At 42.6% G+C, this 23,340-nt stretch carries 23 protein-coding genes and 1 pseudogene; 3 read left to right on the top strand and 21 right to left on the bottom strand.

Annotated features, from left to right (window positions below; all coding sequences use genetic code 11):
• Positions 1 to 15 precede the first annotated feature (15 nt).
• The 10 genes from ACZ42W_RS10195 to ACZ42W_RS10150 form a co-directional block, all read right to left on the bottom strand.
• A complete protein-coding gene (locus ACZ42W_RS10195; protein WP_464170480.1) occupies positions 16 to 306 on the bottom strand; it encodes a EutN/CcmL family microcompartment protein in 291 nt (96 codons plus the stop codon).
• A complete protein-coding gene (locus ACZ42W_RS10190; RefSeq protein ID WP_464170478.1) occupies positions 303 to 1,010 on the bottom strand; it encodes a hypothetical protein in 708 nt (235 codons plus the stop codon). The genes ACZ42W_RS10195 and ACZ42W_RS10190 overlap by 4 nt, the downstream gene beginning before the upstream one ends.
• Entirely contained in the window at positions 1,007 to 2,410 is a 1,404-nt protein-coding gene (gene pduL / locus ACZ42W_RS10185) for a phosphate propanoyltransferase (protein ID WP_464170476.1), read from the bottom strand. Before pduL ends, ACZ42W_RS10190 begins: the two co-directional genes overlap by 4 nt.
• A gap of 79 nt (positions 2,411 to 2,489) precedes the next feature.
• Positions 2,490 to 2,801, bottom strand: a complete 312-nt coding sequence (locus ACZ42W_RS10180; RefSeq protein ID WP_464170474.1) for a BMC domain-containing protein — start codon at positions 2,799 to 2,801, stop codon at positions 2,490 to 2,492.
• A 26-nt stretch (positions 2,802 to 2,827) separates the two neighbouring features.
• Positions 2,828 to 4,354 carry an acetaldehyde dehydrogenase (acetylating) gene (locus ACZ42W_RS10175; RefSeq protein ID WP_464170473.1) on the bottom strand — a complete coding sequence of 509 codons (1,527 nt, stop codon included), beginning with the start codon at positions 4,352 to 4,354 and terminating at the stop codon, positions 2,828 to 2,830.
• Between the two features lie 17 nt (positions 4,355 to 4,371).
• A complete protein-coding gene (gene eutL, locus ACZ42W_RS10170) occupies positions 4,372 to 5,019 on the bottom strand; it encodes an ethanolamine utilization microcompartment protein EutL (protein ID WP_464170471.1) in 648 nt (215 codons plus the stop codon).
• A gap of 46 nt (positions 5,020 to 5,065) precedes the next feature.
• Positions 5,066 to 5,401 carry a BMC domain-containing protein gene (locus ACZ42W_RS10165; protein WP_464170469.1) on the bottom strand — a complete coding sequence of 112 codons (336 nt, stop codon included), beginning with the start codon at positions 5,399 to 5,401 and terminating at the stop codon, positions 5,066 to 5,068.
• A 34-nt stretch (positions 5,402 to 5,435) separates the two neighbouring features.
• Complete coding sequence (locus ACZ42W_RS10160; protein WP_464170948.1) at positions 5,436 to 5,774, bottom strand: BMC domain-containing protein; 339 nt, start codon at positions 5,772 to 5,774, stop codon at positions 5,436 to 5,438.
• 91 nt (positions 5,775 to 5,865) lie between these two features.
• Positions 5,866 to 6,174, bottom strand: a complete 309-nt coding sequence (locus ACZ42W_RS10155) for a hypothetical protein (protein WP_464170467.1) — start codon at positions 6,172 to 6,174, stop codon at positions 5,866 to 5,868.
• An 18-nt stretch (positions 6,175 to 6,192) separates the two neighbouring features.
• Positions 6,193 to 7,191, bottom strand: a complete 999-nt coding sequence (locus ACZ42W_RS10150) for a DMT family transporter (RefSeq protein WP_464170465.1) — start codon at positions 7,189 to 7,191, stop codon at positions 6,193 to 6,195.
• 408 nt (positions 7,192 to 7,599) lie between these two features.
• Between ACZ42W_RS10150 and ACZ42W_RS10145 the strand changes: the two genes are divergently transcribed.
• Positions 7,600 to 9,042: a sigma-54 interaction domain-containing protein gene (locus ACZ42W_RS10145; protein ID WP_464170463.1), complete on the top strand. Its 1,443-nt coding sequence runs from the start codon at positions 7,600 to 7,602 to the stop codon at positions 9,040 to 9,042.
• Between the two features lie 355 nt (positions 9,043 to 9,397).
• Positions 9,398 to 10,858 (top strand): annotated as a pseudogene (gene mttB / locus ACZ42W_RS10140) ([trimethylamine--corrinoid protein] Co-methyltransferase).
• A gap of 190 nt (positions 10,859 to 11,048) precedes the next feature.
• Here mttB and ACZ42W_RS10135 read toward each other — a convergent pair.
• From ACZ42W_RS10135 to pylB, 5 genes are all read right to left on the bottom strand, one after another.
• Positions 11,049 to 11,684, bottom strand: coding sequence for a corrinoid protein (locus tag ACZ42W_RS10135; protein WP_464170461.1), 636 nt, complete (start codon positions 11,682 to 11,684; stop codon positions 11,049 to 11,051).
• A 99-nt stretch (positions 11,685 to 11,783) separates the two neighbouring features.
• On the bottom strand, positions 11,784 to 12,104 hold the full coding sequence (pylSn, locus tag ACZ42W_RS10130) for a pyrrolysine--tRNA(Pyl) ligase small subunit (RefSeq protein WP_464170946.1): 321 nt from the start codon (positions 12,102 to 12,104) through the stop codon (positions 11,784 to 11,786).
• On the bottom strand, positions 12,067 to 12,954 hold the full coding sequence (gene pylD / locus ACZ42W_RS10125) for a 3-methylornithyl-N6-L-lysine dehydrogenase PylD (protein ID WP_464170459.1): 888 nt from the start codon (positions 12,952 to 12,954) through the stop codon (positions 12,067 to 12,069). Before pylD ends, pylSn begins: the two co-directional genes overlap by 38 nt.
• Complete coding sequence (pylC, locus tag ACZ42W_RS10120) at positions 12,951 to 14,147, bottom strand: 3-methylornithine--L-lysine ligase PylC (protein WP_464170457.1); 1,197 nt, start codon at positions 14,145 to 14,147, stop codon at positions 12,951 to 12,953. Before pylC ends, pylD begins: the two co-directional genes overlap by 4 nt.
• Positions 14,138 to 15,235, bottom strand: coding sequence for a methylornithine synthase PylB (gene pylB / locus ACZ42W_RS10115; protein ID WP_464170455.1), 1,098 nt, complete (start codon positions 15,233 to 15,235; stop codon positions 14,138 to 14,140). Before pylB ends, pylC begins: the two co-directional genes overlap by 10 nt.
• A gap of 641 nt (positions 15,236 to 15,876) precedes the next feature.
• Here pylB and ACZ42W_RS10110 point away from each other — a divergent pair.
• Complete coding sequence (locus tag ACZ42W_RS10110; RefSeq protein WP_464170453.1) at positions 15,877 to 16,035, top strand: hypothetical protein; 159 nt, start codon at positions 15,877 to 15,879, stop codon at positions 16,033 to 16,035.
• A 120-nt stretch (positions 16,036 to 16,155) separates the two neighbouring features.
• On the opposite strand, the gene ACZ42W_RS10105 is transcribed toward ACZ42W_RS10110, so the two are convergent.
• From ACZ42W_RS10105 to ACZ42W_RS10080, 6 genes are all read right to left on the bottom strand, one after another.
• Entirely contained in the window at positions 16,156 to 16,341 is a 186-nt protein-coding gene (locus tag ACZ42W_RS10105; protein ID WP_464170452.1) for a Spo0E family sporulation regulatory protein-aspartic acid phosphatase, read from the bottom strand.
• A gap of 117 nt (positions 16,342 to 16,458) precedes the next feature.
• Positions 16,459 to 16,908 (bottom strand): hypothetical protein, encoded by a 450-nt coding sequence (locus ACZ42W_RS10100; RefSeq protein WP_464170450.1) that lies wholly within the window; start codon positions 16,906 to 16,908, stop codon positions 16,459 to 16,461.
• A gap of 165 nt (positions 16,909 to 17,073) precedes the next feature.
• A complete protein-coding gene (locus ACZ42W_RS10095) occupies positions 17,074 to 17,235 on the bottom strand; it encodes an aspartyl-phosphate phosphatase Spo0E family protein (protein ID WP_464170448.1) in 162 nt (53 codons plus the stop codon).
• A gap of 711 nt (positions 17,236 to 17,946) precedes the next feature.
• Positions 17,947 to 18,906 (bottom strand): phosphotransferase, encoded by a 960-nt coding sequence (locus ACZ42W_RS10090; protein WP_464170446.1) that lies wholly within the window; start codon positions 18,904 to 18,906, stop codon positions 17,947 to 17,949.
• A 286-nt stretch (positions 18,907 to 19,192) separates the two neighbouring features.
• Positions 19,193 to 22,264, bottom strand: coding sequence for an efflux RND transporter permease subunit (locus ACZ42W_RS10085; RefSeq protein WP_464170444.1), 3,072 nt, complete (start codon positions 22,262 to 22,264; stop codon positions 19,193 to 19,195).
• A complete protein-coding gene (locus ACZ42W_RS10080) occupies positions 22,261 to 23,340 on the bottom strand; it encodes an efflux RND transporter periplasmic adaptor subunit (RefSeq protein ID WP_464170443.1) in 1,080 nt (359 codons plus the stop codon). The genes ACZ42W_RS10085 and ACZ42W_RS10080 overlap by 4 nt, the downstream gene beginning before the upstream one ends.

Here is a 23,340-nt window from a genome sequence, read left to right as displayed (position 1 = left end):
ACCACCCACCTAAGGCTATCCTTCGAAGGTTTCTTTATCGATGATACCAACAACCATCGCATCAATAGGAACTTGAGGATTCTCCAAGCTTTGTCGGGAGGAAGACCCATTAGTGATCATGACAATCTCAGTCTCTCCAGCCCCTATCCTATCCGCAGCAACCAAGGTATTCCCAAATTCAGTAAGGATAGGCTGGTCCTCTTGGTAAGTAAGAGTAACAGGTTGTACCACTAAGAATTTCAATCCCCTTAGAGAATCTTCTTTTCTCGTCGACCAGACGTTTCCTATTACACGCGCTAAAATCATAACGTTCCCTCCGTCTCAATCCTGAGCTGAATCTTTTTCTCTTTCAAGGTGTCCCTAGCGAGTGGAGAAATGATGGTTCCTTTGCGTAACAGCAGAATCGTCTGGGGAACAAGAGTAAAGGCATCATGATCTGATAAAAATTTCTTTTCATAGCGCTGCATGGGTTGTTCCACGAGCCCATCGAGCATTTTCACACCAAACTGACGAAGTTTTTGAATATACTCTTCAAACATCTTTCGATAAGGTTCAGGGGTCTTAGTGCCAAGTCCGAGAAAATTTGTGGCAAGTGTAATCGGAATTCCTTCTCGTATTCCCCATGCCATCAGCTTGGTAAATGAGGTATCCTCTATTCCTAAAGCTGACTTGGCTATAGTATCTGCCAAGCAATCTGGGAAGAATAGGTGGCTCCAATTTTTCTCAGCTAAGGCATCTGGCACGCTTACTGGATTAACTCCATGAGGCCATACCCAATTATCATCCGAATTTGTTGAGTAATACTCTTTTCTTAAAACGAAAAGGTTATATTCCTTCCCCCAACGTTGCGCCCATTCAAGAAGAAGATTTTCTCGTCCAGCCCCACCTTCTAATAGAATCAATCCTTTGGGGAGTGCGGATTCTTTGCCGGCTTTGCCCTGGAGATACTGCTGCATGTCGGGATCCTCTAAAATCCGAAGGACAAGATTGCGAATGAACTCATCCTTCATCGTTCTCCCTCCAAAATCAGACCACTTGACCTCGTCCCAAGTAAAGCAGCATTCCCCTCATCCAAATCCAAATGCATCTCTCTTTTATAATCCTTACTAACACGAATAAGAACATCTTCAAACACGAGCGGTCTTTGACTTATTATTTGGACATGGACTTTATCTCCATCCTTTAATTTGAGCTCTTCCGCATCGTTAGGGTGTAGATGGATATGCCGACTTGCGACGATGACTCCATTCTCTAATTCGATATTACCTGCCGGACCTGCAACTATACATCCTGGGGTGCCCTGATAATCCCCAGAATCTCTAACAACGGGGTGAACTCCGATTCTATAACAGTCGGTCGCACTTAATTCGATCTGAGTCTTCTTACGGGTAGGGCCTAGGACACGAACACTTTCAAGGGTTCCTTTTGGCCCGACTAAGGTGACCGTTTCCACAGCTGCAAATTGTCCGGGCTGAGATAATTCTTTTTGCTTTGTCAAGTTAAATCCACAGCCGAAAAGATTACATAGGTCATCTTCTGATAGATGTATATGTCGATTAGATATCCCGACTGGGACTTGCCTTTCTGAGTCTTTACAAATGTCGTCCTTTTCCTGCTTACTACGAACCTCACAGGCAAGAATATAAAATGCACTCGACAAACGATTCAAGGCTTGCACGATATCAGTGCGTATGCATTCTCCCCGCTCATCCGTGAAGGCCCGATTAGCATACAACTCCACTTCCCTTACCTTCGCTCGCAAATGCTGAAGCTTAGTAACCACAGCACCATGTGTATAACTTAATGGGGAATGGGCTATCCCAAAGTATTTCTTTGGATAGTGTGAGCGTTCTCGAATTTCATCCGAGCTAAGCCCCAGTAATTCCTTTAACTCGAAGGGTTGGTCCTTTACCTCTGCGAGCATCAGCTCCCGTGTCATTGCTGTGATTTCTTCCAATTTCTCCACGAGACTACTCTCGCCCGTAGCCTGGAAAAACACTTGTGTTTCAATCAACTCTGTCTGAAAAAGGTCAATTTGACCTCGCAAGGCGATGATTGGATGGGTTTTGTTAACAAGCGTTTCCTGACGTAGATGAGTCTTATGTTCAGGCTTATCGAGTTGGGGAGAAATCTCCGAATTCTTCAGACTCATCCGTTTTGGAACATAACCGTTTCTGAGCATATCTTCTGATTTATGAGAGAGCTCTGCTAGGGCACGAGTATGTTCCGCACTTGAAAAGGTATTTTTATTCAGATCGTAAATTCCATCATCTTCGATCTGAACTTGTATTCCTTTTGAGCGGATAAAATCCCGTGCTGATGGTGTAATCACACTCCCCGCCGGGAGAGTAATAATCTTATCTTTCGTTTTATGCCAATTGGCTCTGAGTTCGAATTCTGTAATAATCAAGTCCTCACCTCTTCTTCTCTAAAGAAAACCCGACTCACGTCGAGCCTTAGCGAAGGCGGAAGTCGCTAAGCCGAAGCTATTATTTTTCACCAAAGGATTTATTGTCTCCGATGGGCAATATATACTCCACGTCACGATGTGGGCGCGGTATGACATGTACACTTAATAAATCGCCGACTCGTTGTGCTGCTGCCGCTCCAGCATCAACCGCAGCTTTGACAGCACCTACATCACCCCTGACCATTACAGAGACTAAACCACCTGTAACATGTTCTTTTCCGCAAAGTGTAACATTTGCTGCCTTCAGCATCTGATCAGCGGCTTCAATAGCAGGAATTAACCCCTTTGTTTCGATCATGCCTAGGGCTATAACACTACGTTCGTTAGCCATAATATAACCTCCTAATGATTCCGAATTTAACATTTGCAACTATTGATATGGCGAATGACCTGCTCAACAATCTCTTGAATCATTCCTGGACTTAGGGATGACGGAGTTGAAGGATTTGATTGTTGGAATAATGGATTCTCGACCTCAATCTGATTCGAAAAATTGCTTTGTACTGAGTGATTCTGCGAATACAGTTGTTCTGGATCTCTAATAAGCCAAGCTACTCGTTTAATATTGATTAGATGCATTGGGGTTACGTTTTCCGAAATGCTTGAACCTCCCCAAGTTCCACATCCTAAGGTAAATGAAGGAGCAAGACCCGTGGTTGCACCTACCCCACCCAAAGAGGATGGCGTGTTCACTAAGACGCGAAAGATAGGCTTTTTCAATCCGAATTCTCGAATGATTTCTTCGTTTTCACTATGAATGACCAGGCTATGCCCAATTCCACCTGCTTGGAGAAGTTCAATACAGCGTTCACACCCCTCATGCCAATCTCGAACGTTATAAAAACCAAGCACTGTAGTTAGCTTTTCATAAGAAAGTGGATATTGTGGACCCACTCCCTGAAGTGGAGCCACTAGGCACTTTGCATTTTCAGGAACCCTGATTCCTGCATATTGGGCGATAAATTTTGCTTCTTTTCCAACGACTTTAGGATTCATTCCTCCATTTGGGAGCATAACAAGTTTTGATACTTTCTGGACTTCATCTGGTTCGAGGAAATATGCACCATTTCTTTTTAAGTGATGGATCAGTTCATTAGCGATACAATCCTCGGCTACGATAGCCTGCTCTGAAGCGCAAATTGTCCCATTATCAAAGGATTTGCCCAAAATGATGTGTTCAGCCGCCTTGGCCAGGTTCGCACTTCGTTCAACAAAAGCCGGAACATTCCCCGGACCAACTCCCAATGCCGGTTTCCCACTGGAATACGCAGCTTTCACCAATCCGCTTCCGCCCGTTGCCAAAATAAGCGCAGTGTCCGGATGTTTCATGAGCTCATTCGTTGCACCCATGGTCACAATGCTCAAACAACAGATTACCCCATCTGGAGCTCCTGCAGTCACAGCGGCTTGGTTCATTAATTTTGCCGCCTCAAGAGTACAGCGAATGGCCGAAGGATGAGGCGAGAAGACGATGGCATTCCGAGATTTCAGGGCAATCATGGCTTTGTAAATCACGGTCGAGGTGGGATTCGTCGTTGGAACGATACCAGCAATAACCCCTACGGGTTCAGCGATCTCCCAGATTCTTTGTTTCTTATCCTCACGAATAATCCCGACCGTCTTCATATCCTTGATATATTCGTATACCTGTCGCGAAGCAAAATAATTTTTGATACACTTATCTTCGTATTTTCCCATCCCTGTTTCCGAGACGGCCATCATGGCTAACCTTGCTGAGTTGGCCTCGCCGGCCTCACGCATATAATCGATGATTCGGTCAATCTGCTCTTGTGTGAAGTTTTTAATGATTTCCTGAGCTTTTCGGGCGGCGCGAACCAAAATACGTGCTTCCTGCAGGGAGGCTAAGTCTCGGTCAAGTTCCATCTGACTGACCTCCTTTGCTAAAACTTCAAACCATTCTCAACGACATCCATTACTGCACGTTGGAAGGCGTCACAAGCAGCACGGCAAGCGCTTTGCGAACCCGTTAGCAAAGCACCACCAAAGTTCGTCTCTGTTGGCGGCCCGTAGAATGCTTTCATTTCCACTTCTGCCGCCTTAAGCGCAGCATCTATGCCATAGATTGCCTCGATGGGAGGAGCAATTAGATAAGCCAAAGGCTCTCCTTCCTGAATGCCGGCAACCTTTGATAGATAGCTTCCCGTTCGGGAAATCGTATGAGGAAACCATGCCGTTTTTCCTCCATCACAAGTATAGAAGAATGCATCGTTTTCTAAATAATCGATACATGCATCAACCCCAGCCCGAACTTCAGCAGGATTCGGAGCGGCTAAGATTCCGATGATTTCTCCGGAGCGTGGTCCTGAAGCATGGGCCGCACCGGCGTAAAAACTTTTTGCATAGACCACCTCAACTTCAGCCTTTTTCGTAGCTTCGTCCAAAGCGGTGTAAGTGGAATCATCGATATTCGATGTAATCATCCCTATAGAACGTTGAAAATACTTTAATCCGAGTTTCTCTGCAAGATCAGGTGCAACATTCGGAATGAGCCGAACGGCTAAAACTTGAGGCTTAATGGGCTCAATCATAAGGACCCTCCCTACTTGTCTTAATCACTTACCTTGTTTTCGTAGGTTACTTTGTGGCATCTGAATTTTTGCTTTTAGGTTTTTCATCAAAATTGGGAAGCTTCGGAAGTATTTGCTCTAATTCTTGATGAGGGCGCGGAATGACATGGCAACTCATAAGTTCCCCAACGCGTTCTGCAGCTGCTGCACCTGCATCGACTGAGGCCTTAACCGCACCCACATCTCCACGTACCATAACGGTAACAAGTCCTCCCCCAACTTTGACTTTTCCAATGAGGCAGACATTGGCGGCTTTTACCATGGCATCAGCTGCTTCAATCGCTCCAACAACCCCTTTAGTTTCAACCATACCGAGGGCAATGAGTTCTTCTTTGTACGCCATTGCTTTTATCTCCTTTCATTTCTGTCATATATCATCAGCTTTTTGTCACTTCCGTTGAGCTAAAACCTAAGATGGTAACTAAGGTATTTACCGCCGCGTGAATTGCAGCTTCTATACTTGCAACATCTCCAGTAATGACTAAGGAACCCGTGAACCGATCTAAAAAACCAACTTCAATATCTCCGGCTTTGCTAGCCGCATCTGCCGCAATGATTGCTGCTTCACTCGGTGTGATCGTCATAATTCCAATCGCACCTTGACTGGTTATCCCAAGACGTTCATGTATATCTCCTTGAGGATTTGGAATAATGTGGGCCATCGTTACTTGTTTACCAGGTACATACTCTTGAATAACACGTTGCTTTTCGCCCATCATTCACTCCCCATTCCTTGGAAAAGTCGACATGAACCCGCCGAACAACAGCACTCTGGTTGTGTCCGACGGGTACATTGGTTTCACATGTTTACTGTGAGATAGGTTTGGATGGGTTATCACTATTCCATTCCTTTGGAAGATATTTACGGTAATTTTTCCCGTAATCGGTAACTTTAAATTTATGCTCTAATTTTCCATCGCTTCCCATAGCTAGATCTGCAATTTCAATCATCCCAACCGCCTTCATCGAAGCAAGGTGAGTATCGATGATACTTCTTTTATATTGCCCCTCGGACCCGTATTCAGGCTTTAAGGCCTCCATAATATCTAGTTCGGAAAGTCCATCTTCACGTTGAGTAAGTAAATGGAGAATGCGAAATCGCATGGGTAGGATCATAACCTGCTCCACCTTTCCTTAATTGTTTCTTAGCTTAATGAGTTCTTTAGGATTTGCAGTGACTAAAATTGTTCCAAAGGTGATAATGGCTGCACCCCCAAGAAGAGTTGGAGTAATTTGAAGATCTGCTAAAAGCCAGCCAAAGAAAACTCCCCAAAGGGCATAGGAAATATTAAAAGCCATGGCACGGGCGACTCCCGTCATATTAATGGCACGATACCAAGCAAGGTAGGATAATCCTCCTAAAAATCCGGCTAAGGCGATATAAAGAATCGCGTTAGCAAGAAATGCATCCCAGAAAATTACCATTCCTGCTACAGCGGGTACTAATGCAATAAAATAGACAACAAAGGAGGATGCTTGCCGAATTCCGATGGCAATAGCCGGATCGACCATATCCATACCGAAGCCGGAGAGCACTCCCTCTGTACCCCACCCAACTGTAGCCAGCAAGGCTAAGGCCAAACCAAGATAAAAATGAGGGAAATCTCCTTCAGGTGGTACATAGCTTACTGTAATGGCACCCAAAATGCATAGAAAGATACCCAACCAAACCCGGGGTTTAATTCTTTCTTTAAGTACGAAAAAGGCGAGGATAGCCCCTACTGCAGGATACATGGCCGTAATAGAGAGTGCATAAGATGCTCCTGCCAGGTTGATTCCCAAGAGGTAACCCGTCATACCGACCGGTCCACCAAATAAGGCAGCTAAGCAGACAATCATGCCAGGCTTCGTCCTTAAAGTCCGTACATACTCTCTCCAGCGTCCTGTAAATAAGTTATAAAGAAATAGCCAAAAACCAGCGAACCCATCGTGCAGACAAGCCCCAGCAATTGGAGCGGCATAGAGTGTTGCCCCTCCAGTAAAGGGGGCCATTGCTAAAGCCATCCCAAGAATGACTCCATCCAAGCCCCAAGTTGCTCCGGAAATAACCCCCCATATAAGTCCTGTCTTTGCATGAGAAAGATCCTTGCTTGTCTGCAGTTCTTGCAATTTCGCTGTACTTAAATTGGACATATTCTCCCTCCATTTCTTTTTCAACGATCTTGTACATACCGCCAAGCGTTAAAAAGTATAATGATTCCGATTACTTTCCCCCTTTTCCAATTCTTAAAGAATATTGCAACGAATAGATATATTAAATCTTATTTTTGCAAGAAGCATGCCAGCACTAGTAGCAGTAAATTATGTACATATAGCTCAGTTTCGCAAATCCGCCACAATATAAATTTAATTCTGATAAATCAAAACTGACTTCTTAAGTCAGTTTTGTCGCAATTTTCTTAAAGGTTCTGCATTCTGAGAAGGAATTCCTATCTGATCTAGCGAAGTTAGTTTACTATTATATTATTGATGAACTTTATTTTTCTCCCACTTTACCTCTCCCCTTTCGACATCACTGTTACGATCAGAAACGAGGTGGACATGATGCCAGAAACAGCCCAACTCAATTACGAACTCCTAAAGAAAATCTTAGACCATGCATATGACGAGATTTATGTTACCAATTCTCAGGGGATTGTCCTCTATGTAAATCATGCAGTAGAAAAACATTGTGGAATTAAAGCCTCTGAAATTATCGGTAAAAGTTCAAAAGAGCTTTCTGATGGACATTATTGGTTTCCACGAGTAAGTCCGATCGCCTTAGAAAAAAAGAAAAGCGTCACCTTAGAACAAAAGACGCGAACAGGTAAAACTCTTTTAACCACTGCCACTCCTATTTTTGATGCCAACGGGAATCTAGAATATATTATTGAAAATGCAAGGGATATCTCTGAATCTGCTGGCATCAAATTAGAGCTTGCCAAGAGCCAAGAGTTGTTAGATCGCTACCAAATGGAAGTGGAAGCTCTCCGCAAACAAGAGATGAATATCCCTGATTTCATCACCAAAAGCCGCAAGATGGGAAATCTGTTAGATCTTGTCCATCGTATCTCTCAAGTGGACTCGACTGTTCTGCTTCTCGGAGAATCGGGTTCAGGTAAAAGTCATATGGCAAAGCACATCCATAAAAACAGTCCTCGCAAGGAGGGACCGTTCATCACCGTAAATTGTGCATCGATTCCCTCTGAACTCATGGAATCCGAAATGTTCGGCTATTCTAAAGGAGCTTTTACAGGGGCTAATGTGAAAGGGAATATTGGTCTAATAGAGCTTGCTAGTGAAGGAACCCTCTTTTTAGACGAAATTGCCGAACTTCCCCTCCGCTTGCAAGCCAAACTCCTCCAAGTCCTCCATGAAAATCAATACTATAAAGTGGGTGGAAGAGAAGTCCAACAGGTCAATTGCCGTATCATAGCGGCAACTAACCGAAACCTTCATGAGATGGTCAGACAAGGCCAATTCCGTGAAGATTTATATTATCGGTTGAATATCTTCGAGATCGAGCTCCCTCCACTACGCGAAAGGAAAGAGGAGATCATCCCACTAGCCTTATATTTCTTAGACAAATTTAATTTTAAATATAAATGTGAACGACAATTATCTGAGAAAGTTATTAACTTATTCTTACAGTATTCTTGGCCAGGTAATGCCCGTGAACTTGAGAATATGATAGAACGTTTAGTTGTTGTCAATAAAAATTCTCTCATCGATGATTTTGATCTTCCAAAAAGCTTCAGCCCAATTCAAAATGCAAAGCAGGAGTCTCAAAGTGTTCCAAATTTCCCCACCCCTTCTAACGACAACCTTTCCCTAGAGGAAGCGGTTAATGAAGTGGAAAAAAATCTAATTCTTCAAGCCTACCAAACGTTAGGTAGCTCCTACGAAGTAGCTAAAACACTAAAAATTAGCCAAAGTAAGGCCAGCCGACTCATACGAAAGTATACGCTTGCTACCCAAAATAAACTTACCTTAAATCATTTTTGATTTGAGTGATTGAATGCAACCTGTATCGAACGCCTTGAAAACACTCCTAAGATTTCTAATTACCTCTTAATAATCAAGGGTTTAAAGAGACCACCCGATTCTTTCGGGTGGTCTCTTTGCATTCTAACTTTTTGGCATAATTATTGCATATATGTAGATTTGTGATGGAACCCCTGCTCTATTATCTATAGATGTAAGTTATGGTTGGCCAATCTTTGGGAGGAGGTGAACCCTTTTCTACGGTCGGAACAATGGCAACACCATAGCACATAGATAAATAATTTCGGAGGTGAAGTATTTGACAGTCAGAGGGTTACACGCCGGTTCCAGCCGCTTGGAAGGGATCGGACTCAACATGTTTACCTATGATGAGCTCTATGATATCCACCTTGCTACGCTCGATGTTCTATGGAACATCGGTGTCAAAGTTGAGAGCGAAGAAGCCCGTGAGATCTTTTATTGTAATGGTTGTACTCTAAACCGGGATACCAATATCATAAAAATCCCTGCATACCTAGTAGAGGACTCTCTACGCTCCATTCCAAAAACCTTTCGGGCCTGTGGAAGAAATCCTGAAAACGATTGGTTGAATGAAGGAAATCGTACTGGTTTTGTCAACTTCGGTGAAGCGGTGCGCATGATTGACCCTTACTCTCGCGAAATGCGCAAGCCCCTCAAAAAAGATGTCGACGACGTTACGCGCTTCTGCGAAGCGATGGATCAAATTATTATCTTTGAACGAGCAATTGGGCCCTCAGAAGTAGATCCTGACGTTGCTCAAGTCCATATCGCTGAGTCTTTCTATAATTACTCGACAAAACATGCCTACATTGGGATGAATCGCCCTGAGAATATGCGTGCTGTTGCTAAGATGGGTTATGTGGTCTCTGGTGGAGAAGATAAATTCCGCGAACGACCTCTTTTCTCGCAAAGCACAGACCCCGTCAGTCCTTTAGTTCACTCAAAAGGAGCAACGGATACTCTTATTCAAGCGATTCGCTTGGGGGTTCCTGCCAAGGTCAATTCAATGGGATTAGCAGGCGGAACCACTTGTGTTCACTTAGCTAGTACCCTGGTGACTCACAATGCTGAAATTCTCAGCATGCTTGTACTTAGCCAGATGGTGAAAAAGGGCCACCCGATGGTCTATGGAACTTCCACGACCATGATGGACCTCCGAACGACAGTCGCATGTGTTGGTACCCCAGAACTTGCACTTTTCAGTTCTGCGGTAGCCAAACTTGCCCAGTTCTATAATTTGCCGAGCTGGGTCGCCGGGGGATAGACTGATAGCAAAGTCCCTGATGCCCAAGCAGCCCATGAGTTCACTCTTACAGCCTTATTACCGGCATTAGCAGGTGCTAACATGATTTACGGCTTAGGAATGCTCGAAGGCGGCCTGACTTGGGACTACGCTCAACTGGTGATGCAGAATGAAATGGCCCGAATGATACTGCACACTGTTAAAGGAATTCCTGTTACGGATGATAAGATGGCTGTCGAAGTTGTTCGCGCGGTAGGACCCGGCGGAGAATTCATTAGCCATGATCATACCTATAAGAATTTCAAGGAGCTTTCGAGAGCTCAATTGCTTGACCGCAGGAACCGAGAGGCTTGGTTAGCTGACGGCGGCAAAGATATCGTCGAGCGCTCCTATGAAAAAGCCCAGGATATTCTCGAGAACTTCAAGAATCCAAGCCCCCTTCCCGAGGATATTCAACGGCAACTTCACGAAATTGTTAAAGAAGCTGAGGCAGAAACGACTGAAATTAAAGCAAAAGAAAAAGAAGCTTCACGAAAAAAAGCAAAGTTCTAAAGATATTCCTATCGGACGATTAGGGAGGGAAGCCAAAGAGGATTTGGGTTTCCTCCCTTTATCACTTCACTAACTTAGGAATTCGAGTTTCTAATTCTTTAACATTATTGCTTCAACTGGTCGTAAACAGGAAAAAGGTTATCCCATCGAGATAACCTTAACCATTACCGGCTTATAGATTATGTAAATCTTATACACTCATAAGTTCTTTACAAAGATCCGTAGCTGAAGCAGCATCTGGAGCATAGCCATCTGCACCGATAGAATTTGCAAATTCCCTGGAAACTGGAGCGCCACCAATGATGACTTTCACTTTGTCTCTAAGTCCTTCTTCCTCTAGAAGCTCAATGGTCTCTTTCATTCCAGGCATTGTCGTCGTCAACAAAGCGGACATAGCCACGATATCCGGATTATGTTCTTTAACTGCTTCGATAAACTTTTCTGGTGGAACATCAATGCCCAAGTTAACTACTTCCAGCCCACCGCTTTCCATCATCATGGAAACGAGATTCTTCCCGATATCATGGAGGTCCCCTTTAACCGTGCCCAAGATAACTTTTCCTTGACTTTTAATGTCTTGATCTGCGATTAATGGCTTAACCAATTCGAGTCCAGAACCCATCGAGCGTGCAGACATGAGAACTTCAGGAACATACATATCCCCTGCCTTAAAACGGGTTCCGACCACATTCATTCCGCCAATTAAACCTTGGTTGATGATTTCTAGGGGATCAGATCCACTGGAAATCAAGAAATTGACTTGAGCTTTAACCTGATCTACGTTACCATCGATTACGCTTTGGGCAAGGTCGTTAAATGTGGGCATTCTTTTTCCTCCCTTGGATTTCAAATTTTAAATTTGATTTAACCCCTTGCTTACTACAATAAGCGAATTAAATGGAGTCAGTAAGCTAGAGGAAAACTTTTAAAGATGTGCACCATAATGTTGGCTCATTACAGTCGATGAATATTTCTGCAGTTTCCATTCTGGCACCCTACAAGTTGGACAAAGACCAAAAAACCACTTGTTTCTCATCCATCGAGCAGCACGGCTGTGCCTGGAATTGTATATAATAAAGGTTCGATTACAGTGAGTCACAATTTCTGCTCTATCTCCTCTTCGGTTTATGGACTTGATTCCATGTAAAGTTCCACTACGAGATGGCCAAAGCTTAACTTTTTCAACAAAATTGAAAAAGTCAACATTTTTACGATAATACCTCTTCTTTTCTTGGGAGTTTGTCACCTGATTCACTTGACTCCACCTCCTTTAAGACGTCATAGAGCATAGTTGCAACTCCCAATTGAAGTGGATCATGAACTAGCCTTGATTGAATTTGCTCTATGGCCTCTGCGTGGATTCCTAAAGGCACTCCTGGGGCTGCAATATAACTATTTGGATAAAGATACTCCCGTGTGATAAATTCTGCATCAGGACATGCATCAACGACAGCCCGGTGTCCTTTTAAGGCTGAATCCAAATCCTTCTCAATATATACAGTCTTCTTATTACATTGCAGAACATCCTTAGCGAGTTTTTCACTTGCTTTATTGTTTGTATCGTAAATATGAACTTCCCCTCCAAATTTGAGAACGGAGAACGCCGCAGCACAACCTACAGGACCTGCACCCAAAATGAGAACGCTTTGATCCTTTAGTCCTCCGGTCATGTAATCTAAAGCGGCAACGTACCCCATACCTGTAGCCTCACTATTATCCGAACAGTGGCCCGTCTTTAAATGAACAGCAATAAATCGGTCATCATCTGCCATGAAAATAATTTCAGCCTTTCGCTCGAGAGCTTCGGCAAAACCTTTGGCATCAGATGAGTCTGGAACAAAAGCCTCCATACCAAGAAAGGTTAATATACCCGCGACTGTCTCAGAGAACCCTCCTATAACTCCCTGTCCACAGGTCATCGGGATGACAGCAATCGGACCATGGTCACGAACTTCTGACCCATCCACACGACTCATTCCGACAGCATGGGCCGCTATTTCGGAAAGTGTATGTCCAGTTTTACTCATGAGTTCATGATTGTACTGTCTCATTTGACAAACAATTTGATCTATGTCACTCTCTTTTAGACGAGTCATGCCATCTTCCAACTCCTTAAGTCCAGAACGTTCGATGGATATGAATCTTGAAGCTTCGGAATATTGAATTCGATCTGAATTCTATGAAGAACCTCATCGCGTTTCTTCCATGTATTCTCGGGGGTCGTTCCCCTTGTTATTAAGGTTAATACCCATTCTTTCTTATCGTGAGTATAGTCAGTGAGAACTTCATCTGCCCCCAAAAAGTCAGTCATCTGACGTAGCGGACCTGCCTCTGCCAAGATATGCTCACCAAAAATCTCGATTTTTTCAGGAGTCACTTGGAGATGCTCGTAAATAACATATCGATCGTTCTGCGCAGGTCGTTTCGGAATAGGAATATACAGGTTTTCCTGTACAAAGGAATACCCCAAGCACTCGACCATATTAATTCCTGATGATTGATAGACTGCAGTTGGGGTCTGGCTCGGCAAACGAGCGTCGATTTCTAAAACCTTTAACTTTCCATTATGAAGAATTGTCTCAACATCCATAATCCCATTCAGTGAGAGTTCACTAGCTATTTTAAGGGCAAGCTCTTCGAATTCATCTATGGTAGGATAGTCAAGCCCTGTTGGAGCTAGAACACGTTTGCAATCATATTCGCTGTCCATTTCTAATTCGGTGACCTGAAATACCCGATACTCTCCAGCGAATCCAAAAACCTCAATCGAGAAGGATGGACCAGCCAGATACTCTTCTATGATCCAATCTTCATCAGAATTCTGATTACAGAGGTTATCTAACTCTTCCCTTGTATGAATAATTTGAACGCCCTCGCTTCCACTTCGCCCTGAAGGTTTCAGAAGGACCGGAAATTGGCAATCGGGCCAGGGACGAGGTGATGGAATATCTAGATCGCGAAACAGACGATTGGAAATCCGCTTTGAGGAAGATACAGCATAGGCATCGAAATCAAAAGCCAACGGAATCCGGGTGATTATTGATATTTCTCCTAGAGCATTCAAGACCTCAATATCCTCTATCGCCGGAAGGATAACATCGACTCCCACAAGGTGAGTGATAACTTCTTCCGAAGAAGTGAGAATATCCAAACAATAAAACGCATCAGCAAGTCCAACCGCTTGTGCTTGTTCCCTTCGGTCAAATAAGACGACTTCCCAACCTGCTTTTTTCGCTAAATAGCATGCTTCAACCCCTTGCAATTTCCCTCCAATAATCGCTACACGCATAGAATACCGCCTTTCTCTTGGGTAGTGTAAGCTTGACGAGATTTAACCCAAGCTTGATATTCAGCGCAAGTAGCAGGTTCTAAGTGATTGGCCTTTATTACGGGAAGGACTTTTTCCACTGTACGGTTCCCCTCACCAATATCGAGAGAACTTTGGGAAACACCTGCCATGCCCGATGTAGGCGGGATAATCGAAGTAATCACGTTCGCCCCAGAATTTAGCCGTTGTTCTAATCCTTTCAATCCATCGACATCTAAAGATGCAGGGATCAGGCGGTCTGGCATAACCAGACGCATGATCGCGATGATCAACAACTCGCGAAAATGAGAATGAGCTTCCCAGTTCGCTAATGGTGTGTTTTTCTGAGGAACAAAACTCATGACTCGAACTTGATCAGCTCCCATCCTTTTCATGGTGAGTATAGAATTTGCAATATCTTCATTACTATCGCCCACTCCGCTCAACAAGCCTTCTTCGATTAGATAGCCCATTTCCTTAGCGAGTAACTTCCGGTTCATTCGTTCGTCATAACACTGCTCAATTCGCAATCGGTTATAAAGGGTTATATTATGAGTTTCTTGATAACATGCGTACCAATCGGCACCTGCTTCCTTGAACTGCCAAAGTATTTCTGGAGAAATCACACCAGGGGAAATCATAATAGGCGTGTTCGTTTCTCGTTTGATATCTCTAACTATTTGTACAAGGTCGTTAAATCCATGCTTTGAATTATGATATAGGGGATCTTCACCCATTGTCAGATCTAACAGATGTACCCCTGAATCTACTAGACAATGCCCTGTATAGATGATTTCTTCACGGGTTTTTCGATAACGCGGATTACTTTGGTTTGACTTACGGTAGAGGCAAAAGGTACAATCGTTCCGACAGTGTGTCGAGAAGTAAACAAAGCCATACAGAAATACCTTATTCTTGAAATAGCGATTTAGAATTTTCCGTGCGACGAGAGAAACTTGATTTAGCTCATTTTGCGAGGTTATGCTCAACAAGCTCAAAATATCTTCATGGGTAATTTGAGTTTCTTGCTCCGCTTTCTTGAGAATTTCGTCCAATTTTAACGCTTGCATGTAGCTACCTCCTCTGCCATGATGAAACTTGTTCTATTAGTATACAATTTCGATTATCAGAACTTTACTTTTATCCTTTAACTTATTGCAAATCTTGTGCCAGCCTTCATACACCCTTGGGAATTATGGAAAACCCTATGAATACCGAAGAAAGAACATCTAAGATTCTTAAAAAAACAAGCAGTAAGCTTTTAGTGAGTTAAAATTCGAGTCGAGAATACGGTACTTAAGTCATTCTTAACTTGAGATGCGGATATTTCATGGCTTCCATGGCTTTTTGTATATTGCAATAATCGGTGCTGATGGGAATCCTTGTTGAGCTTTTTCCTGTTTTGGGAGAAAAGTAAATAAATAAGCCCACCATTACAGTGAGGGCTAAGATCAAAGCCGCCGTGGTTAATCTTCGGCGTCTTTTTTATACAGTGTCATTTTATTTCCATATTGTTCCATATATCCCAAACCATGCATATAATGAACTATCTCTTAACAAAGGAGGAAATGCAAATGGCATTTGGTGGTATTGATGGAGCTGCTTGCGGAACAGGACGTGGTTTGGGCGCAGGTATCGCTGTAGTTGTCGTAATTATTCTTCTGCTTATCGCATTGGGAATCGTATTCTAAATAGAAAGGAGGAAATATTAATGTTTGGAATGGGTTACGGTGGAGTAGGTTACGGTGGAATGGGTGGAGCATGTTGTCATCCCCCTGTTGTCCCATGTGGCGGCATCGGTAGTGGCGTCGGTGTAGGAATTATTGCAATTGCTATATTAATTCTTATCGCTTTAGGTGTGATCTTCTAAAAAATTCTTTTGAAAAAACTGGCTATCATAAAAAAAGGTGATAGCCTTTTATTAATTCATACACCCAGTAATCAAAAACTAAACATAAAAAAACCCTACCTTTCGGCAGGAGCATCATAATCATATTGCTACACGATAATATTCGTTTAGTAACCGATCTAATCTCTGGCTTAGATTTACGACCTCTGGATCAGTAAGAGGTTTGCGTTTACCTAAATTGAGCAGCTCCCTGCGCATTTCTTCAATAGCTATTCGCAATCGTGCGACTTGGTATACCACGGTACTCAAACTTCCTTTCTTTGGCACTCACGAATCCTATTGTACTACAAGGTTGTCCGCCGAATCTATAGGAAGCTTTGTCGAATAAAAGTGAACAGGGTCACACCACAACCTTGTTAGATGAGCCTAAAAATAAAGAGTTGCTCAACTCTGAATACGAGAATCCGCAATTAAATACTTTTTATAAAGAAAACCGAGAACTAAGCCGAATACAGCTGATCCAGATGATTGTAAAAAATAATCACTTATCGGACGATGTTGAATTTGTCCTGGTCCTTCCAACAGCCAAGTAAAAATTGCCTCAGTAAATATCCAACTTAGCAAACCCGCCGATAAACTCTTTAACACAATATAGTCAGTTCCAATCCTATTAAGTAAATAATATAAAATGACTGAAATGACTCCACCTGTCAAAAATGTTGATAGTATTCCTAAAACTTCGTTAGGTCGATTTATTGTAATTACTAAACTATTCAGCTGATACACAGAGTACCTTCCCACCCCAAGATAAAGTAATATCCATGTATAGATTTCCTGCGGTATTGTTGCCAATGCTCCTATTAAAAAGGCTACTAAAGGTTTATCAAATCTCACGGAATTTCCTCCTTAAGTTTATCGTTAAGATATAGTGTTCCAATTAAGGATGATGCTATTCTAACCACACTACCATTGTGTATGTAGCCTTGTAAATAATACAAAAAGGCCGAAGCCTAGGCTCCGGAATAAGAAGGAAATCTCATATAGAATACTATAGGGATACTATTGCTTCGCTATTCGTAGATATTCTTTGAGCAATCTATCAAAAAGTTGGCGCAGTTCAGCTACCTCTGGATCCGTAGGCGGTTTGCACTTGCCTAATTTGATAAGATCCTGATGAACTTCAACAATATCTTTGCATAAATCTTCAACCTGACATTTCATGTAACTCAGACACCCTTTCAATGTTAACAATACAATCCACTTAGCTATACGCAATTTGTGATTTTTATTCGGGGTAACATGAAAGTTTCTTCAAATTAAAATCGAAATTTATGTAAGAAAAAGATGATTCAAATAGAATAACCCTCTCCCGCACTAAGGCGAGAGAGGGCAATCTACTTATAATTTATCCTGGGTCAGTATCTTTGCGTTCTTGGAGCTCATCCGCTTTTGGCTTCAATCCATCCTCGGTACCTCAAAAGAGCCTTTCGGCTCTTTTCTTGCTTATCTCATTTTTAAGTATTTGCTCTTTGTACTTTGCTTGGATTTAATCACAGTTTAATCTAACCTCGCACCTCGATTACTCCACATCATATGGACATACTCCTCCGATGAACATTCACGGACATGCTGAATATACTGTACTAGTCTTCGCCCTTTAAATTTGAGAGTAACGTAACTAACGAAGGTGGTGAACAATATGCTGTGGATTTTGCCAATCTTAGCCTTACAGTTGTTTGTGATTATTATGTTACTAATCCGTATTTTGCATGAGATTGAGGAGCTCGAACACCATAAAAAACGTTCCTGAGTAATTTGGCCTGGCATTGCGCCTGGCCTTTTCTATTTTACATTGGTCCAGATATCCCTCAATTACTTTGCATCATACACTCATAAGCTAATTACGTTCAATTTTTTATCCGAGCAAGTCCCTTATTGGTTATAAGCTTGTAATGCTCGATCAAGGGTTCCTTCATGGATTAGTTTATAGGCTCGGTTATATCGATTCTGCCCATAGGGCCAGTATTCCTCATGGGATTTACCTGTGGCAATTTGTAGAACAGCCCAATAGGACCAGAGTGCATCACAAAGGAATTTATTAATAATCAGCGAGCCCCACTGTCTTTCGGTAAGCTCTCCACCGAAATACTCACGAAGTAGATATCGTTCCTGCTCGTCATTTAAATCCGCTTCGATGGATAACGCGCCGAGATCAAACATTGGATCATTCATGCCACCATATTCCCAGTCGATAAGGTAAAAGTTCTTTTGGTCATCTAGCCAATTCTCACATAAGGGATCATTATGGCAGGGGGCTAATTGGGCTGGATATTTCTCCAGGAGTGTTTCAATCTCATCCAGTTTTTGACTCATCAATTCGGATCCTTCATAAAAGCCATAATTTTTCTGAGTTAAGAGGTTTCGATACATTCGCGTCTCACGAAGAGGGTTAAATTCTGAGAGGAACTCCTTCCCACAGGTATGGTATTTACTAAACACTTTTGCGGCAAGTTGGAGATAATGGTCCTCATTAAAATGCTCAGGGTGTAGGGTAAGGGAATCGTCGATATACTTACATACTTGATTTCCTGTCTTATCATCATAATAGATGATTGGGGCATTGACCAAGATATCAGACATAATTTGAGCATTGTGTTTTTCAGCGGGACGATTCAGATACTCTATCGTGCCTTCACCTGCTAAGCGCAGCGCATAGGTAACTTCATCAATAGTCACTTTGTAGTTACTGTTTGTTAGGCCGCCTGGTAGCACATCAATTTGACTAATCCGTGATTTCTTCGCTTGAAAATAGGGGATCGAACTAACCATGTCGTAAATTTTTCCAATGTGTTCCAAAGATATTGACGGCTCAATCTCAATTTTTTCGTACATTTTCTAATTCCCTCCAACTTTTTAAATAAGTTTTTACTACCCCCCATGTCCGCTTTTCACAAATAATTGCAAGTTTTATGCCAATTCTTATAAGCAAAAAGACAAGACCATAAAATCGCGCCAGAACACGGTTTTATAGTCTTGCTTCATAAAATCAACAATAAGACGGAATATTTATTCAGAAATGTTAGAGAAAATATTAAGTCATCCATAATTTAAAAGTCAGGATTAACTTGATTCTTTTAACGAACAGATTAAGAAGTATAGCATGAACATCAGTTTTAGTTTACGTCGAAAAGGGTGGGTTCACATTTACGGGTAACCCTTTACCATCACGGACTAAAATACTGTAGACAACAGGAACGACGACGAGGGTAAAAAGGGTTGACACTAAGAGCCCACTCATGAGCGCTACAGAAAGGGGCATGAATAGATCACTTCCCGAGATAGCTAAAGGAACGAGTCCGATCACCGTCGTAACTGCGCTCAGGATAATGGGGCGATACCGTCGATTCACTGCATAGTAGCAGGCTTCTTCAATCGTCATGCCCTCGAGACGTGCGTGGTTAATAAACTCAATAAGCAAAATGGCATTACGAATTACGAGGCCCATTAAACTCACTACCCCAACCAGGGCCGTGAAGGATAAAGGCTGTCGGAAGAGACTCAAACCTACTACAACACCGATTATTGACAAAGGAATAGTTATAAAGATAATCCCAGGTTGCAAGAAGGATTTAAATTGCAGCAGGAGGATAATGTAGATTAGGAACAGAGCAAAAATAGCTGTCGTTCCGAGGCTGCCAAAGTTGTCTTTGATATCCTTTGCCTCGCCTTCATAATCGAGCTTAACCGTTGAGAAATCAGAGCCTGAGTTGACTAATTTCTCTTTTAAGCTCTGTTCGATGGCTACCGCACTATACCCCGGTTTGACTTTACTCGAAACCGTGACTGCACGTATTCCATCATACTTCTTTATTGTTGGAACATTCGATTGAAGATGAATCTGTGCGATTTGCTTAAGAAGCACTTTGTTTCCAGCAATGGAGGACTTTATCGCCAAGTTTTCGAGTTCTTCTTTAGTTTGAATATCGCTTTGAACAACAATCGAGTATTCATTACCCGCTTTTCTGAAGACTGAAGCTTCGGCTCCTTTGAGTGCGATATTGATTTGACGTTGGATATCATATTTGGTTATCCCGATTCCAGTGGCTTTATCTGAATCGACATCGACAATAAACTCATATTCATTGGCATCATTGTCATCCTCGACTTTTAAGGTTCCCGGTATCCCCTCTAACTCCTGTCGGATAACTTCAACCGTTCTGTAGACATCTGTGGGATCCCCACCGCTCACTCTTATTTCGAGTGGAGCCCCTGGCATGGCCTTTTCCAGAAGAAGTACATTGGCTTCCCCTCCGATTAGCTGATGATCGAATTGTTCCTGAAGAAAGACAGCCAATTGCTCATTATTCTTGAAACTCCCTTTCTTCAGATCCACCCGAAGCATGATCTGAGCAAAATCCTGGGAAGGTGTCGCCTTGGGCAAGGTGATATAGAATTTGGGCACCCCCCCGCCCACAGAAGTTGTATAACTCAAGATTTCCTTTTGCTCGCTAATAATCTGCTCCGCTTGTTTAGCTAATTTCGCTGTGGCCGAGATATCTGCAGCACTCTCAGAATAAAGGTTAATGTAAAACATGCTCTTATCTGCTTTCGGGAAAAACTCAATCTGGAGACGTGATCCCGCATAGACAGATAGGGCAACTAAAAGGATTGAGATGAGAACCGTCTGTTTCTTATATTTCATTCCAAATCGCAAAAATACATCATAGAACCGACGAATTAAGGTTCTCTTTTCTCCCCCTTCTTTTAGCTTATCAAAGAATAAATAAGCAAGCACCGGGGTTACTGTTATCGCGACAATAAAAGACGCTCCCACCGAGATCATAACTGTAGCCGGTAAAGACTTAAGAAATTGACCCGCAGGCCCAGGAACGAAAAGCATGGGAGAAAAGGCTGCCACGATTGTGAGCGTGGCTGAAAACACAGGAAGTATCGCCTGCTTCATGCCTCGAACACAGGCCTCCATCTTTTCGTACCCTTGATCGATAAAAACTTGAATTGCATCAATAATTACGATTGCATCATCGACGAGAATTCCTAGAGCAATAATGAGGGCCGCAATCGAGATTTCATGCAGTTCAATTCCAGCAAGATACATGACAATAAATGTAATCCCGATGGAAAGCGGAACCGCGGTAGAGGCAACGAGCGCATTTTTTAAGCCCATACCAAGAAATACAACAATAAGTACGAGCCCAATTCCCTCCAATAGGTTTTTGAAAAAGTCAGCCACGCTATTCTCAACATCGGTTGGCTGATAGACAACTTCCTCTACAGTAAGTTCAGGAGGCATTTGGCTTTTTAATTGATCCAGTTGCGATCGAACCTCTTTCCCAATGAGGACGATATTTTTATTCTCTGTAAAATATCCACTCAAGAGGATGGCATTCTTGCCATTTTGTTTTAATTGATAATTAGATTCTTCAAGATCCCACTTTACTTCTGCCACATCTTTCAACCGAACAATAGCACCAGAGGTACGAGAAACATCAATTACCGAATTTTCGATATCCGTTAAGGAGGTAAAGATCCCGGGTGTGCTTACATTGATTTTTACACTCCCATCACTTAAGGAACCTGATGGAATTTGCAAATTCTGAGCCTGTAAGAGCTTTACAAGATCATCGAGGGACAGTGAATATTTATTCAGCTCAGCGACATGCACCTCTACCTTGGCGACTTTGTTTTGCACTCCATCCACAGTAAATCGAGAGATTCCTTGAATCTTTGAGAGTTCCTTTTTGAACTCATCAGCAAAGACCGTGAGTTGTTCATACGAATATTCTTCTCCCGATAAACTAATGATCATCCCTGCAGTCTCTGAGAGTTTCGTATCGGCATCAATCTTCAAGCACTCAGAAGGTATCTCATCTTGAGCATCTTCAAGTGTGCGTCGCAGCTCATTCCATGATTTATCCACATCAACTTCATTATTAAGTTCCAAGACGACAACTGAAATGCTATTTTTTGAGAAAGATTGAGATGCTTTATATCCGGGCACCTCTAGAACCTTTTCTTCAATGACTCGGGTAACTAGTTTCTCGACATCCTCTGGGGAAGCTCCTGGGTAGATGGTTTTAATTATTGCAAAAGGCGCGGACACATCCGGACTCTCCTGCTTTGGCACCATATAGTAGCTGTAAATTCCAAGGATGATTGCTATTAACGTAAAGAAAAGAGTGAAACGCCAGTTTCTAATGAGAGTGAAGATTATTCCTTTTTTTTCACTCATTTAGACCCACCCTCACTCTGAATTTCTACTTTTGTCCCTTCTTTTAAAGCTTTCATCCCCATAGTGACGAGCTCATCCCCTGGTGCCAAACCATCGACACGCACATTAAAACCTTGGACGTCAAGAAGTTTGATGTTTTTCTTAACGGCACGATTATCTTTCACCACGAAAATGAAGTCCTCACCATCATTCAAAACGCTAGCCAAAGGAACCCATATCCCCTTAGCCACACCCATTTCAAATTCGACCTGCGCAGTTGCCCCTAGATAAAATCTTTTTGGGGAAAATGGGTTGTTCAGGAGGATTTCTGTGTTATAGGTTCGGCTTTGTGCGTCAGGAATAACATCGACTCGTGTCACCACTCCTTTTGCCTCTAAACCATCCACCTTGACTAAGGCAACTGTTCCAACTTCTATCTTATTCACGTCATTTTGTGAGAGACCCACGCTCACCTTCTGTTCAGCTGTTCTAATCACAATGACAGGATAACCAGCTGCAATTATTTCTCCTTCTTTAGAGAGCACCTCTACGACGTATCCATCCATATCAGAGTATAGATCGGCATCATTTAACTGAATTTGCTTGGATTGCAGTTCGATTTTCGCTTGATTCAGTGAGGCTTCTTTCACATCGAGATCAAGTTTTACCTTTTTTAGATCCGCTTCGGCGAGTGCGCCAGCCTGGAAGAGCTTTTCGAGCTTGGAATAAGAGTCCAGTGATTCTATATAGGCTTTCTCTGCTTTTTCAACTGTCAACTGTGAAGCTTGTGCGCTTAACTCAAGTTCTGTCGTAGAGACTGAGGCTAATTTTTGTCCAGTATGAACAGGGCTCCCTTTTGCAATGCTTACTACTGACAATTTGCCAGGGATTTTGAAGCTATACTTCTTAATCTCCCCTGAGGAAGTCATTCCAGTATAGCTAAGCCGCACCGACAACGTGTCTTCTTTTACGGGTTGAACCTTAACAAGTTTTTCTTTTTCGAGCGGAGTTTCAACAACGGTTTGTTTAGCACATCCTGAGCTCATGAGGACCATAAGTAGAAGATTAAAGATGAGGAAAATCGTCTTTTTCGTCAT

The sequence above is a fragment of the Desulfitobacterium elongatum genome, assembly GCF_055378975.1.
This window is presented reverse-complemented; position numbering and strand designations above follow the sequence as displayed.

Coding starts and splice junctions, on each gene's coding strand:
- ACZ42W_RS10195 (WP_464170480.1), bottom strand. CDS start 306: ATGATTTTAGCGCGTGTAATAGGAAACGTCTGGTCGACGAGAAAAGAA.
- ACZ42W_RS10190 (WP_464170478.1), bottom strand. CDS start 1,010: ATGAAGGATGAGTTCATTCGCAATCTTGTCCTTCGGATTTTAGAGGAT.
- ACZ42W_RS10180 (WP_464170474.1), bottom strand. CDS start 2,801: ATGGCTAACGAACGTAGTGTTATAGCCCTAGGCATGATCGAAACAAAG.
- ACZ42W_RS10175 (WP_464170473.1), bottom strand. CDS start 4,354: ATGGAACTTGACCGAGACTTAGCCTCCCTGCAGGAAGCACGTATTTTG.
- eutL (WP_464170471.1), bottom strand. CDS start 5,019: ATGATTGAGCCCATTAAGCCTCAAGTTTTAGCCGTTCGGCTCATTCCG.
- ACZ42W_RS10165 (WP_464170469.1), bottom strand. CDS start 5,401: ATGGCGTACAAAGAAGAACTCATTGCCCTCGGTATGGTTGAAACTAAA.
- ACZ42W_RS10160 (WP_464170948.1), bottom strand. CDS start 5,774: ATGGGCGAAAAGCAACGTGTTATTCAAGAGTATGTACCTGGTAAACAA.
- ACZ42W_RS10155 (WP_464170467.1), bottom strand. CDS start 6,174: ATGATCCTACCCATGCGATTTCGCATTCTCCATTTACTTACTCAACGT.
- ACZ42W_RS10150 (WP_464170465.1), bottom strand. CDS start 7,191: ATGTCCAATTTAAGTACAGCGAAATTGCAAGAACTGCAGACAAGCAAG.
- ACZ42W_RS10145 (WP_464170463.1), top strand. CDS start 7,600: ATGATGCCAGAAACAGCCCAACTCAATTACGAACTCCTAAAGAAAATC.
- ACZ42W_RS10135 (WP_464170461.1), bottom strand. CDS start 11,684: ATGCCCACATTTAACGACCTTGCCCAAAGCGTAATCGATGGTAACGTA.
- pylD (WP_464170459.1), bottom strand. CDS start 12,954: ATGACTCGTCTAAAAGAGAGTGACATAGATCAAATTGTTTGTCAAATG.
- pylC (WP_464170457.1), bottom strand. CDS start 14,147: ATGCGTGTAGCGATTATTGGAGGGAAATTGCAAGGGGTTGAAGCATGC.
- pylB (WP_464170455.1), bottom strand. CDS start 15,235: ATGCAAGCGTTAAAATTGGACGAAATTCTCAAGAAAGCGGAGCAAGAA.
- ACZ42W_RS10110 (WP_464170453.1), top strand. CDS start 15,877: ATGTTTGGAATGGGTTACGGTGGAGTAGGTTACGGTGGAATGGGTGGA.
- ACZ42W_RS10095 (WP_464170448.1), bottom strand. CDS start 17,235: ATGAAATGTCAGGTTGAAGATTTATGCAAAGATATTGTTGAAGTTCAT.
- ACZ42W_RS10090 (WP_464170446.1), bottom strand. CDS start 18,906: ATGTACGAAAAAATTGAGATTGAGCCGTCAATATCTTTGGAACACATT.
- ACZ42W_RS10085 (WP_464170444.1), bottom strand. CDS start 22,264: ATGAGTGAAAAAAAAGGAATAATCTTCACTCTCATTAGAAACTGGCGT.
- ACZ42W_RS10080 (WP_464170443.1), bottom strand. CDS start 23,340: ATGACGAAAAAGACGATTTTCCTCATCTTTAATCTTCTACTTATGGTC.